The organism is Streptomyces sp. NPDC090083 (assembly GCF_044747445.1).
Lineage (GTDB): Bacteria > Actinomycetota > Actinomycetes > Streptomycetales > Streptomycetaceae > Streptomyces.
Window position 1 is genome coordinate 673800 of record NZ_JBIVED010000001.1, and the last position, 13295, is coordinate 687094.

Annotated in this window: 10 protein-coding genes; 2 read left to right on the forward strand and 8 right to left on the reverse strand. The window is 70.9% G+C overall.

The window, feature by feature from the left end; all coding sequences use genetic code 11:
- Positions 1 to 242: 242 nt before the first annotated feature.
- From ACIPTO_RS02805 to ACIPTO_RS02825, 5 genes are all read right to left on the reverse strand, one after another.
- Entirely contained in the window at positions 243 to 1748 is a 1506-nt protein-coding gene (locus tag ACIPTO_RS02805; RefSeq protein WP_401188918.1) for a carboxylesterase/lipase family protein, read from the reverse strand.
- Positions 1749 to 2331: 583 nt separating this feature from the next.
- Positions 2332 to 4329 (reverse strand): LamG-like jellyroll fold domain-containing protein, encoded by a 1998-nt coding sequence (locus tag ACIPTO_RS02810; protein ID WP_401188920.1) that lies wholly within the window; start codon positions 4327 to 4329, stop codon positions 2332 to 2334.
- A 164-nt stretch (positions 4330 to 4493) separates the two neighbouring features.
- On the reverse strand, positions 4494 to 5321 hold the full coding sequence (locus ACIPTO_RS02815) for a class I SAM-dependent methyltransferase (RefSeq protein ID WP_401188923.1): 828 nt from the start codon (positions 5319 to 5321) through the stop codon (positions 4494 to 4496).
- On the reverse strand, positions 5318 to 6025 hold the full coding sequence (locus ACIPTO_RS02820) for a response regulator (RefSeq protein ID WP_401188926.1): 708 nt from the start codon (positions 6023 to 6025) through the stop codon (positions 5318 to 5320). Before ACIPTO_RS02820 ends, ACIPTO_RS02815 begins: the two co-directional genes overlap by 4 nt.
- On the reverse strand, positions 6022 to 7137 hold the full coding sequence (locus ACIPTO_RS02825; RefSeq protein WP_401188929.1) for a sensor histidine kinase: 1116 nt from the start codon (positions 7135 to 7137) through the stop codon (positions 6022 to 6024). The genes ACIPTO_RS02820 and ACIPTO_RS02825 overlap by 4 nt, the downstream gene beginning before the upstream one ends.
- 165 nt (positions 7138 to 7302) lie before the next feature.
- On the opposite strand from ACIPTO_RS02825, the gene ACIPTO_RS02830 reads away from it, so the two are divergent.
- Positions 7303 to 8298 (forward strand): carboxymuconolactone decarboxylase family protein, encoded by a 996-nt coding sequence (locus tag ACIPTO_RS02830; RefSeq protein WP_401188931.1) that lies wholly within the window; start codon positions 7303 to 7305, stop codon positions 8296 to 8298.
- 163 nt (positions 8299 to 8461) lie between these two features.
- Entirely contained in the window at positions 8462 to 9133 is a 672-nt protein-coding gene (locus ACIPTO_RS02835) for a hypothetical protein (protein WP_366311730.1), read from the forward strand.
- 25 nt (positions 9134 to 9158) lie between these two features.
- On the opposite strand, the gene ACIPTO_RS02840 is transcribed toward ACIPTO_RS02835, so the two are convergent.
- From ACIPTO_RS02840 to hydA, 3 genes are all read right to left on the reverse strand, one after another.
- Complete coding sequence (locus ACIPTO_RS02840; RefSeq protein WP_401188934.1) at positions 9159 to 10691, reverse strand: NCS1 family nucleobase:cation symporter-1; 1533 nt, start codon at positions 10689 to 10691, stop codon at positions 9159 to 9161.
- 128 nt (positions 10692 to 10819) lie between these two features.
- Entirely contained in the window at positions 10820 to 11839 is a 1020-nt protein-coding gene (locus ACIPTO_RS02845) for a TIGR03842 family LLM class F420-dependent oxidoreductase (protein ID WP_366311734.1), read from the reverse strand.
- Between the two features lie 11 nt (positions 11840 to 11850).
- On the reverse strand, positions 11851 to 13254 hold the full coding sequence (hydA, locus tag ACIPTO_RS02850) for a dihydropyrimidinase (RefSeq protein WP_366311736.1): 1404 nt from the start codon (positions 13252 to 13254) through the stop codon (positions 11851 to 11853).
- Between the last annotated feature and the right edge of the window lie 41 nt (positions 13255 to 13295).

Below are 13295 nucleotides of genomic sequence, written 5' to 3' on the forward strand. Positions count from 1 at the left end.
GCGGCAGGCCGTCGGACCGGTCATAGCCCGCGAGGCCGGCGAAGCGGTGGGAGTGGACGTCAGCGTGCGGGCCAGGCTGGGCCAACTGACACGTTCGAAGCCAGTCATCCCAGTTCTCAACGGGGCAGTTGTCATCGCTTGGTCGTCCTTGTTGTCACTACCTCGTGATTTCCGTGCTTGCCGTCACCGGCCGGGATTTCGTGGCCGCTGGCTGGGCTCGCCCATCGATACCCGGTTGCCGCTCACCCTGGATGCAGCAGGTCGAACCTGACGTTCCGCCAGTGGGTGCGGAAGGGAGATGTGTCGTCATCCGTCAGGTCGTCCTGTGGGAGCGTCCACGACTTGACCGGCGTGGTGGTGGCGGTGACGGCCGGCCAGCCCGGGTCGCCAGTGGCGGCGAAGTCGGCCCAGGAGCAGAGCATGCGCCGGGAGAGGGCGTGGTCGAGCTCATCGGGCGGGCCTCCGGTGAGGAATTCGGCGCCGCGAGCGTTCAGGTTGCCGAACGCGAAGGGGATGTCCGCATTGTGCCAGGGCCGGGCGTCTGCGCGTCTGCGGGCGAAGCGGGCCAGATAGGACCGGCCGCCGGCCTTCGCGTGGTGCTCGGCAAGGCGGGAGGTGTACTCGCCGAACTTCGCGTCGCCGAACATCGAGAGGTAGCGGTCGAGCACCGGTGCGTCGGGCATGGAAGTCCGGTAGTAGTTGACCAAGTTGGACGGCAGGCGCAGGGCTTCGGCGAATTCTTCCAGTTCTGCCTCGCTGGCGACTTCCCGGACGGCTCCGACCGCGTGGAAGAACCAGCATTCCTCCAACGTGTGGCATGCGAGCAGGTCCACGTCCCGTGCCGCCCCCGAGGCGATCAGGCGAAGCGGGTCCGCGGGCAGGACCCCGCCATCGACAACGGGTTGAAAGATCACCGGGTCATAGGCATGGATCGTCGCTACGGGAGCGGCCCTGCACTGGGCGGCGACCTTGTCGGAGGCGGCCACCAGAGCCTGGGGCGGTACGGACAGCAGCCCCTGCGCCGTCGGTGCGACGCCGGCCTCCGCGGCGATCCGCTCGGCGACCGCCGCTGCGAGCTCGACCGTGTAGAGGGCATGGGGCACGCTGTGGGCAATGGCCCGCCGGAACAGCCCCTTGACCTGTTGCATGCCCATCAGACAGGCGACCGAGCCCGCCCCGGAGGAGTGCCCGGCGACGGTGACGTTACCCGGGTCGCCGCCAAAGGCCTCGATGTTCTCCTGAACCCAACGCAGGGCGGCGGCCTGGTCCAGAAGACCACGGTTGTCGGAGAATCCGGGCACGTGGCCGAAGCCCTCGAAGCCCACCCGGTAGTTGCAGCTGACCACTACCAGCCCGGCGCGGGCCAGGGCCGCGCCGTCGAAGTCGGGCTGAGCCGAGGAGCCGAAGGTGTAGGCGCCGCCATGGATCCAGAAGAACACCGGCAGCGCCCGGTCATGCGTGTGCTCCGGCAGCCATACGTTGACAGTGAGGACATTTTCGTCCCCGGGGCGCCATACGGGCGCCCCGGGCAGCTGAGCCGACTGCGGCGAGATGGGTCCGAAGGCCCTGCAGTCACGAATCCCACCCCAGGCCGGTGCTGGCTGCGGCTCCCTGAATCGACGGGCACGGAACGGCGCGGCTGCGTACGGGATGCCGAGCACCGCAGTGACGCCGTTGGTGGGACCTGTGCCCTGCACACGGCCCCTCGCTGTCCAAAAGACCACCTCAGCACCCGATCGCTCATTCATTGCGCGCCAGTCTCACCTGTCAACAGGCTGCCACGCGAGTGGGTTTGGATCCGCCGGCAAGGAGATCGACAGGCCTTCAGAGGCACCGAGGACTGCTACCACGGCCAGGTGACAACTATCTCCTTCGCAGGCCGGGACCATCCGACCGACTGGCCTCCGGCTGGCGCCGCTTCCGCCAACGCCATGAGAGCCGCGGCGCGGACCTCGCAGCGTGGGGTGGACCGGCGGGCCTCCCGTCCGACTCGGTCATAAGCCTGGGACTCTGCATCAACTCTCAGACGCCGACCGCGGCTATCCACGGGAGGCCACTGGATCATCCGCAGAGGGGGTGTGTTGGCAACATCCTCGCTTGTCTTTCCACCGAGGCAGGATGCCCATCATGAGCCGGCAGCGTTTGAGCGGCACAAACCGGCACCCCCGTGAAAGACGCCGAAAGACACGTTCTCGCAGGTCAGAAGCTCAATCGGCTCCACATCCGCAGGTCAGCACCCCACCCCCGAGGCATCCATGCCGAAGGTGCCCTGGATCGTGGGGCGGGTGGTGAACATGCGGGAAATCTACCGAACCGGGGAGTCCGCGGACCCTACGCGTTCATGAACTGCCCCGGCTTCAGGGCGCGGTCGCTGATCCGGACGTCGCCGATGGTGCCGTGGAAGACCTGGCTGACCGCGCCCGCCCACTGGTAACCACCCAGCAGGAACGGCATGTCGAGGGTGGTCAGGCCGACGGCCCGGCTGGTCGGGTTGCGGCCCTCCTCGCAGCCGTTGACGTAGAGCTTGCTGACGCGGCCGTCGTTGGTGACGGCGACGTGCCACCACTCCTCCTGCTGGAGGAGGTGGCTCCAGGCGGTGGTGGCACCGTCCTGGTTGAGCGGGTAGGCGTTCCACTGCAGTTCGACGGAGCTGGAGAGGCTGATGGTCAGGACGGGTTCGTCGGCGGTCGCGGAGGGGCCGTTCTTGCCCGCCTGGGCCGCCGTGCCCGCGCGGCTGAGCATCGAGGACCAGCCGTTGCGGCCGCCGTCCCAGTCGGCGGGGACCTTGAAGAAGACCTCGAAGGTGAAGCCGCGCGCGAAGGTCTCGCGGTTGAGCGGCGCCTTGTCGACGGTCTGGAGGTACGCGCCGCTGACCGGGTTGCCCTGGCCCGCGAACACCAGCCCCGCGTGGGCGGGTTGGTCCGGGTGGTGGTCGCCGGTCCAGGTGAGCGCGTGCGCGGGGGTGCCGGGGACGGTCCTGAGCACGAGGTCGTTGCCGTGGCCCGCCTGGTCCTTGACGACAGTGCCGGGGGCGACGTCGGCACCGGGCGCGCCGCCCTCGTCGAACCGCCAGTAGGCCAGCGTGCCCGGCAGCAGCATGCGTCGCGCGGGGCGAGACGTGCGCGGCGGGACCGGTGCGAAGCCCGCGAAGCGCTTCTCGAAGTCGATCTCCATCGAGAAGTAGTCGACCTTGGAGGTCAGTTCGAGTTCCTTCGCCGCGAGCGCGTTCGCCTCGCCCTTCTCCGCCAGGTCACGGATCCACGGCGAGAAGGTGGCGATGTCGATCATGCCGCGGTCGAGGTCGAAGCGGTAGGAGCGGATCATGCCCGCGCCGCCGTAGTAGCGGTCCTGGTAGTTGGTGATGTGCAGGTGGACGTCGTTGCCCGCGCTGTTCTTCAGGACGGTGCTGCCGGGCGGCCAGTAGTGGCCGTTGAGGGTGAGGAAGACCTGGTCGTTGTCCTTGATCAGGCCGTCCCACAACTGCTGTCCGTAGTCGGAGAGTTCGGCGACGCCGTCGTCGTCCGCGCCGACGATCTCGTGCGTGGTGACGATCACCGGGAGCGTCGGGTTCTGCGCGATGACCGCGTTGGCCCACGCGAACCCCTTGGCGGACAGGCGCCAGTCGAGGGACAGCAGCATCCAACTCCGGCCGCCCGCGCGGAAGATGTGCGCGGTGTTGTAGCCGTCGGGGCTGGAGGAGTGGTAGCCGGGCGTCCTCCGCGCCCGCGCCGGGCCGAAGGTCTCCAGGTAGGGGGTGGGGCCTCGCTGGTCGTCGGCGGACACGTCGTGGTTGCCGGCCAGCACGCCGTACGAGGCGCCCGCACGGTCCAGCATGTCGAACACCTTGGTGACCGCCGCGTACTCCCCGGCGAGCCCGTTCTGCGTCACGTCACCGAGGTGGGCGAGGAACACGATGTTCTCGTCGCTGCCGCCCGCGCGCCGCTTCGGGTCGAGGACGTAGCGGAACGACGCCTCCATCGGCGCCGGGTGGATGCGGTCCTGGTCGAACATGTACTGCGTGTCCGGCATGACGACCACGGTGAACCGGGGGTTGTCCGGATCGGGGTCCCAGGTCCCGCCCGGCGCCGATGACATCGTTGTCCGGCCGTAGGGGTCGCTGTCGTCCCGGGCCGCGTACGCGGGCGCCGCGCCCAGCAGCCCCGCGGCGGCCGTGCCCGCGCCGAGCGCGCCGGCCCGGTGCAGGAAGGTCCGGCGGCTCGACGCGGCGATGCCGTCGCCGTCGAGGTCCGCGGTGCGGGGGCACTCACAGCCCGCCGTGTGCCGCTGGTGGTCGTCGAGGCCTCTGCCGCCCGTGGGAGAGCTGTCCATGTCCGCTCCAAATGCCGAGTCGAAGAACGGCGTCACGCTACGGACGGCTGCGGTACGGCGGGCTTGCGTGCCGGGTACCGGCCGCCGAACGCTCCCCCAACACCGTTCGCCCCGCTCGGAGTCGCGCACGTTCGCCCCGCTCTGCGTCGCACCCCGCCCGCCTCCTAGGTTTCGCGCCGGCCCGCGGTGAGGAGATGGCCGCTGGTGCCGAGCAGGGTGGGCTCGGACTCGATCCGGCAGGTGGCCGCGAGGACGGCCTCGCGCCGGTCCGGGTCGTCCAGCCAGTCCTCGACGCCGCCCATCAGCCAGGCGACGCCTTCCAGGCCGTACTGGCCCGTGACGGTGAGTGCCGCGTCCGTGAACTCCTCGGGGGCCTCGTGCGGTCGGGCGAAGTAGGCGGTCGTGAAGAGGCCGCCGTCGTCCGGGTCGTGGTGGCCCTCCTCCCGCTCGCGGTCGACCCGCGCGCGGTGCCCGGCCGTGAAGTACAGCTCCCGCCGGAGCATGTCGTGCAGTCCCGCGAACCGGTTGATCGTCGCCGCGACCACCAGCCCGCCCGGCCGCACCACCCGGCGCGCCTCGCTCAACGCCCGTACACGGTCGGCCCGTTCGGGCAGGTGGTACAGCGGCCCGAGCAGCAGCACCACGTCGTACGACGCGTCGTGCTCGGCCAGCTCCCTCGCGTCGCCCACTCGGGCCGCCACCGACGGCAGACGGCCCGCCAGCTCCACGTGCAGCGGTACGGGGTCGAGGAGGTGGACCTCGTGGCCGTCGCGGGCGAGCCACTCGGCGTGGACGCCGCTGCCGCCGCCGACGTCCAGCACCCGGGCGCGGGCCGTCGGCAGCAGGCGCCGCAGTACGTCCTGGGTGCGCCAGAACTCCAGCCGGTCCACGCCCTGCCGAAGGCGGCCGTCCTCCTTGCCCTGGGCGTAGTAGGCGAGGATCTCCTCGCGCACACGGACGGCCGGGTCCTCGGGGCGTGTCGTCTCGGTCATCGCCCCAGGGTGTGATCCGGTCTGTCCGGGGCGCAACGGGATTCCGGGGCGCGGGCCGTCACGAGCCCCGACTCGTAGGCGAACACGACGAGTTGGGCCCGGTCGCGGGCCGCGAGTTTGGTCATCGCACGGCTGATGTGGGTCTTCGCCGTGAACGGGCTGATGACCATGTGGGCGGCGATCTCCTCGTTGCTGAGGCCGCGCGCCGCCAGTGCCGTGACCTCGCGTTCGCGTCGGGTGAGGTGCTCCAGGCCGGGCGGGGTGGCCCGGTCCGGGGGCCGTGAGACGAACTCCCCGATGAGGGTGCGGGTGACGGCCGGCGAGAGCAGGGCCTCGCCGGCCGCGACGATGCCGATCGCCTGGAGGAGGTCGGCCGGGTCGGTGTCCTTGAGGAGGAAGCCGCTGGCCCCCGCGCGCAGCGCCTCGAAGACGTACTCGTCCAGGCCGTAGTTGGTGAGGATGACGACCCGGACCGAGGCGAGGTCCGGGTCGGCGGCGATCCGGCGGGTGGCCTCGATGCCCGTCATCACCGGCATCTGCACGTCGATCAGCGCGACGTCGGGGAGTTGGGCGCGGACGAGGGCCAGGCCCTGTTCGCCGTTCGCCGCCTCGCCGACCACCTCGATGCCGTCCTCGGCGTCGAGGAGGGCGCGGAAGCCCGCGCGCATCAGCGCCTGGTCGTCGACGACCGCTACCCGGATCATCCCGCCTCCCCCAGCGGCAGTTCGGCCCGTACCGCGAAGCCGCCCTCGGCGCGGGGGGCGGTGTGCAGGGTGCCGCCGAGCGCCGTGACGCGCTCCCGCATGCCGGTCAGGCCGATGCCCGGGGTGGGTGGGCGGCAGGGGTCGGCGGCGCCGTCGTCCTCGACCCGGATCGTCAAGTCGACGTCGCCGTAGTCCAGTTGGACGCATATCTTCGCCGGGCCCGCGTGCCGTGCGGCGTTGGTGAGGGCCTCCTGGACGATGCGGTACACCGCGCGGTCGACCGTCGCGGCGAGGGGGCGTTCCTCGCCGGTGACCGCGAGTTCGACGGCGAGGCCCGCCGCGCAGGCCCGTTCGACGAGCAGTGCGGGGGTGCCGGTGGGCTCCTCGGTGGTGCGCAGGATCTCCAGGGTGGCCCGGAGTTCGCGCATCGCCTCGCCGCCCGCCTCCTGGATGGCGAGCAGCGCGGGCGGCACCTCCTCGCCGCGCTTGCGGGCGAGGTGGACGGCAACGCCCGCCTGGAGCTTGACGATCGAGATGCTGTGGGTGAGGGAGTCGTGCAACTCCCTTGCTATGCGGAGGCGTTCCTCGCCCGCGCGGCGCAACGCGGCTTCTTCGCGGGTGCGTTCGGCCTCCAGGGCGCGCTGTTCGGTCTGGCGCAGATACGCCTGCCAGTTGCGGTCGGCAAGGCCGGTGACCACCGCGCACAGGAACCAGCCGGCCAGCAGCGCGGTCCGCTCGACCACCTGCTGGGTCGTCGGCCCGGTCGCGAAGTACGCCACCAGGAACGCCCCGCCGCCCGCGGCTGCCGTGCCGCGGTGTCCCGCGCGGGCCGCCGTGTGCATGGCCGCGAAGACGGGCAGGCCGGCGACCGGGCCCGGGTGGGCGTGCAGCACGTAGGCCGCCTCGGCCGCCGTGGTCACGGCGAGGACCGCCCGGGGAGCCGTCTGGTAGAACGCCAGGGCCGCCGACGCGAGGGCCGTCAGCACGTAGTCGACGGCGGTGGTGTCCGGGTCGAAGGCCGCGACGGTCACGACGAGGGCGCCGATCACGACCGCGAGGGACGCGTCGGCGAGCCGTCTGCGTGGGGTCGCATCGACCGGGAACCCGCTCATGTCGGCACAGTAGACCGCCGCGCCGACACGGGCGTCAGCCCTGTGGACAACTCCTGGACTACTCCCCCCGTAGTAGTCCGCGCCGCCCGGTCCCTCCCCGTCGTAGCCCCGACTGCCTCCGCCCGTACGACGACCCGGGCCGCCCCCGGCGCGCACGCTGCTGCCATGTCCACACCCTTCCGGCACACCCTGCCCCCGTCGCCCAGGTCCGCCACGGGCCGCGCCGCCGAGGTCTTCGAGCAGATCGCCGCCGACTTCGGCATCGAGCGGCCCCCGACCTTCGTGGTCCTGTCCTCCGCACCCGAACTCCTCGCGCCCGCCTGGGCGTTGATGCGAGAGTCGCTGATCGCCGGCGCCGGCAGCCGGACCGGCAAGGAGCTGGCCGCGCTCGGGGTCTCGCTCGCCAACAAGTGTCCGTTCTGCGCGGACGCGCACACCGTCCTGCTGCACGCCACCGGCGACCACGCCCTCGCCGAGCACCTGGCCCGGGGCGGCACACCGGAGGACGAGGTCCACGCGCGCGTGCTCGACTGGGGGCGCAGGACGCGGGTCCCGGGCGCGGAGCTGACGCCGTTCCCGTTCCCGCGCGAGGAGGCTCCCGCCTACCTGGGCACCGCCCTCGCCTTCCACTTCATCAACCGTGTCGTGTCGGCCCTGCTGACCGAGCGGCTCCTGCCGGGCAACGCCCAGCGGTTCCGGGCGGTCCGCAGCCTCGCGGGGCGGTCCGTCGGCCGCACCGTGCGCCGCACCGCCGTACCGGGAGCGGCGCTTCCGCTGCTCGACTCGCCGGGACCGGGGCCGCACTGGGCGGCGGGGACTCCTGTGGGCCCTGCCTACGACGCCCTGCGCACGGCCGCGCTCGCGGGCGGCGAGCTGCTCGACGCGGGCGACCGGACGCTCGTGCGGGAGACGCTGTGGGCCTGGGACGGGTCGCATCCGCCGGTCGTGCTGCGGGGCTTCCCGAACCGGCGGGAGCGGCCCGCGGCGCGGCTCGCGGTGCTGGCCGCGCTCGCGCCGTACCGGATCACGGACGAGGACGTGGCCGCCTGGCGGAGGCCGCCGGACGGTGACGCGGGTCTCGTGCGGCTCGTCGCGTACGGGGCGTTCGCGGCCGTGGAGCGGATCGAGACGACGATGCGGGTGGCCGTTACACGCACCTGAGCCGCGGACATAAGGGGGCACACACCCCGCCGGTCGTGAGGCTGTGTCACCGCACAGGCACGCAGCGAGTTCGTACTTCCGCCTCACAGGGAGTCATGTGAGACTGGCGTCCCCGTCCGCAGTGCGGACCCGCTCCGCACCCTTCCCCCACGAGAAGTGCGACTTGCGTTCTCTTCCTCTGCCGCTCGCCCTCACCGCACGTCTGTCGCCGGTCGTCGTGCTCGCCACGATGGGCTGGGCCCTGACGTCCGGCCCGTTCGCCGCGACGACGACCGCCGAGCACAAGTCGACGCCCGACTCCGGGGCCTCGCCCGAGTCCTCGGCGCCGACGGCGCCCACCGTGGCCAAGGCGTACTCCACCTCCCCCGCGCCGTGCGGAAGCGTGTCGGTGGCGACGCTCAAGTCGCTGGTGCCGGGGGCGAAGACGGACGGCAAGGAGATCCCGTCGACGGACACGAAGGTCCGCCGCACCTGCTCGTGGAACGCGCTCAAGGGGTACGACTACCGCTGGCTCGACGTGTCGTACGAGATCACGGACTCGGATGCGGCGGCGCAGAAGTCGTACACGCAGACGACCACGGAGAAGAGCGGCGGGGGCGCGGTTCCGGGGCTCGGCGACTCCGCGTACTCCATCGTGAACCTCACCACGGAGGACAAGCAGCAGACGCGTGAGGGCACGGTCGTCGTCCGCGCGGGCAACGCGCTGGTGACCGTCACGTACAACGGCAGCGACTTCGAGAACAAGAAGGCGCCGAGCACGGACGTCATCAACAAGGGTGCGATCAAGGCCGCCAAGGAGGCGGTCACCGCGCTGGAGGGCGGCAAGGCCGCGTAGGCCCCGCCGCCCTCCCGCCCGGGTCCTACGCCTCGGCCGGCGCCGTCTTCCTGCCGGTCAGCAGGGTGAGCACCACGTAGAGCACCATCGACGTGCCCAGGCCCACCGCCCAGCCGTAGTCGGCGAGCGAGGACAGGGCCGGGATGGGCCGGCCGTCGATCAGCGGGTGGAAGTCGGCGCCGCCGACGGCGAGGACGCCACCGGCCACGAAGGCGACGACGGCCCGCCAGTTCCAGCCGCCGTCGTACCAGTAGCGGCCGCCCGCGCGGTACAGGTCGGTGAGGTCGAGCGTGCCGCGGCGCAGGATCCAGTAGTCGGCGATGAGGATGCCGGCGACCGTGCCGAGCAGACCGCCGACCAGGCCGAGCCAGGTGAAGATGTAGCCCTGCGGGTCCGAGTACAGCTTCCAGGGGAAGATCAGCACCGCGAGGACGCTGGTGATCAGGGCGCCGGTGCGGAAGCTGATCTTCCGGGGCGCGATGTTGGAGAAGTCGAAGGCGGGCGAGACCAGGTTGGCCGCGATGTTCACGGACAGGGTCGCGACCAGCACGGTCACCAGCGCGTACAGCAGGCCCACCACGTTGTCGGTCTTCGCGGCCAGCTGCACCGGGTCCCAGATCGCCGTGCCGTAGACCGCCTGCGAACCGGAGGTGACCAGCACCGACAGGAACGCGAACAGGGTCATGGTGGTGGGCAGGCCGAGGGCCTGGCCCCATGTCTGGGCCTTCTGGCTCTTGCCGTAGCGGGTGAAGTCCGGGATGTTCAGGGACAGCGTGGACCAGAAGCCGATCATGCCCATGAGCGAGGGCCAGAACAGCTTCCAGAAGCTGCCGCCCCAGCCGAGCTTGGAGGGCTGGTCGAAGAGCGGGCCGAAGCCGCCGGCCTTGCTGCTCATCCACCACAGCATGACGAAGGCGCCGACGAGCACGAAGGGCGCCGCCCAGTTCTCGAAGCGCCGGATCGTCTCCATCCCCCGGTAGATGATGGCGACCTGGAGCACCCAGAAGAGCGCGAACGACAGCCACATCGTCCAGGCGTACCCGCCGATGTGCGAGGCGTTCGCCCAGCTGTCCCCGATCAGCTTGCCGGCGAGGAAGTAGATCGCCTCACCGCCGATCCAGGTCTGGATGCCGAACCAGCCGCAGGCCACCAACGCCCGTACGACAGCGGGGAGGTTGGCGCCGCGCACACCGAACGAGGCACGTGCGAAGACCGGGAAGGGGATGCCGTACTTCGGTCCGGCGTGCCCGGTGAGCAGCATCGGCACGAGCACGATGAGGTTGGCCAGGGCGATGGTGAACACCGCCTGCTTCCAGTCCATGCCGACGGCGATGAGACCCGAAGCGAGCGTCCAGGACGCCGTGTTGTGGGCCATGCCGACCCACAGCGCGGAGAAGTTGTACGTGGTCCAGGTGCGCTTCTCGACGGGGACCGGCAGCAGGTCGTCGTTGGCGTAGGGACCGCTGGGCGGCGGGGATCCGGGGGCGAGCTCCACCCGCCCGTCGGTGAGGGTGACTTGAGAGGTCGGCGGTATGGCTGTGGGAGCGGTGTCGGTCATGGGCAGGCCAATCGGATGAGGTGGGACGGGAGAGGCCGTGCGGGCGAGCCGGGGGGGTGCGCGTGGGGAGCGCCCTTGCCCCCCTTCCCGGGACGGCGGGAAGGGGGAGACCAACGGGGTTGTGCAGGCTAGGCGTTGACCGCCGGGATGATCTTCGCCCCGTAGGCGTCGATCGTCGCTTCCTGCGCGTCGTGCATGTCGTAGACGGCGAACTGGTCGACGCCCAGCTCCTTCAGGGCGTTGAGCTTCTCGATCTGCTTCTCGGCCGAGCCGATGACGCAGAAGCGGTCGACGATCTCGTCGGGCACGAAGGCCGTGTCGGGGTTGTCGGAGCGGCCGTGGTGCGCGTAGTCGTACCCCTCGCGGGCCTTGATGTAGTCGGTGAGTTCCTCGGGCACGGCGGCGGAGTGCGCGCCGTACTTGGAGACGAGGTCAGCGACGTGGTTGCCGACCATGCCGCCGAACCAGCGGCACTGGTCGCGCGCGTGGGCGAGCGCCTCGGGCGAGTCGTCCTCGGTGACGTAGGCGGGCGCGGCCACGCAGATCTTGACCTCGGAGGGGTCACGGCCCGCTGCCACGGCCGCGTCCTTCACCGCCTTGACCATGTACTCGGTGAGGTAGAGGTCCGAGAGCTGGAGGATGAAGCCGTCGGCCTCCTCGCCGGTCATCTTGAGCGCCTTGGGGCCGTACGCGGCCATCCAGACCGGGAGCCGGGCGTCCTCCTTGGCCCAGGGGAACCTGACGACGGTGCCGCCGAGGTCCGCCTCCTGGCCGGAGCCGAGCGCCCTGATGACCTTCATGGCCTCGCTGATCCGGGCCAGGGTGTTGGGGGTCCGGCCCGCCACCCGCATCGCGGAGTCGCCGCGGCCGATGCCGCACACCGTGCGGTTGCCGAACATGTCGTTCAGGGTCGCGAAGGTGGAGGCGGTGACCTCCCAGGTCCGGGTGCCCGGGTTGGTGACCATCGGGCCGACCGTCAACTTGGTGGTGTTGGCCAGGATCTGACTGTAGATCACGAACGGCTCCTGCCACAGCACGGCGGAGTCGAAGGTCCAGCCGTAGGTGAAGCCGTTGCGCTCGGCGCGCTTCATCAGGCTGATGACCCGCGAGGCTGGCGGGTCGGTCTGCAGGACGAGACCGAAGTCCATGGGCGCCACTCCTAGTTGAGGTACTGACAGGTGGAACGCGGGGTGTAGACGCCGTGGCCCGCGCGCCCGGTGTACTCCCGCTCGGTGATGACGGGCTCGCCGCGCGAGAGCACCGTCTCGACCCGGCCGGTGAGGCGCTTGCCCTCGTACGCCGAGTAGTCGACGTTCATGTGGTGGGTCTCGGCGGAGACGGTCTGCTCGGCCGTCGGGTCGTAGATGACGACGTCGGCGTCGGCGCCCGGGGCGATGGTGCCCTTCTTCGGGTAGAGGCCGAACATCCGCGCCGGGGTGGCGCAGGCGATCTCGATCCAGCGGCGGCGGCTGATGTGGCCGTCGACGACGCCCTGGTGGAGCAGGTCCATGCGGTTCTCGACGCCCGGCATGCCGTTCGGGATCTTCGAGAAGTCGCCTCGGCCCAGCTCCTTCTGGCCCACGAAGCAGAAGGGGCAGTGGTCGGTGGAGACCACCTGGAGGTCGTTGGTGCGCAGGCCCTGCCACAGCTTGGCCTGGTGCTGCTGAGGGCGCAGTGGCGTGCTGCACACGTACTTCGCGCCCTCGAAGCCGGGCTCGGCGAGGTTGTCCGTGGACAGGAACAGGTACTGGGGACAGGTCTCGCCGAAGACGTTCAGGCCCTCGTCGCGCGCCCGGGCCAGTTCGGCGACGGCCTCCATCGCGGAGACGTGCACGACGTAGAGCGGGGCGCCGGCGACCTGGGCGAGCTTGATGGCGCGGTGGGTGGCCTCGGCTTCGAGGAGGGCCTTGCGGACCTCGCCGTGGTAGCGCGGGTCGGTCTCGCCGCGGGCGAGGGCCTGCTCCACGAGGACGTCGATCGCGATGCCGTTCTCGGCGTGCATCATGATCAACCCGCCGTTGTCGGCGGCGCGTTGCATGGCGCGGAGGATCTGGCCGTCGTCGCTGTAGAAGACGCCCGGGTAGGCCATGAACTGCTTGAAGGAGGTGACGCCCTCCTGCACCAGCAGGTCCATCTCCTTGAGGGTGTCCTCGTTGACGTCGGAGACGATCATGTGGAAGCCGTAGTCGACGGCGCAGTTGCCCTCGGCCTTGGCGTGCCAGGCGTCGAGGCCCTCGCGGAGGGCGCCGCCGACGCTCTGGATCGCGAAGTCGACGATGGTGGTCGTACCGCCCCAGGCGGCGGCCCGGGTGCCGGTCTCGAAGGTGTCGGCCGCCTTCGTCCCGCCGAACGGCATCTCCATGTGGGTGTGGGCGTCGACTCCGCCCGGGATGACGTACTTCCCGGTGGCGTCGATGACCCGGTCGGCGGTCCAGGCGTCGGCGACGGCCGTGCCGGAGGTGGCGAGGGCGGCGATGCGGCCGTCCTCGATCAGGACGTCGGCGTGGAGTTCGTCGGACGCGGTGATGACTAGGCCGCCGCGGATTACGGTACGGGTGCTCATCGATTGACTCCGCTGGGTTGTGGTCGGGTGCGGGTCGGTGG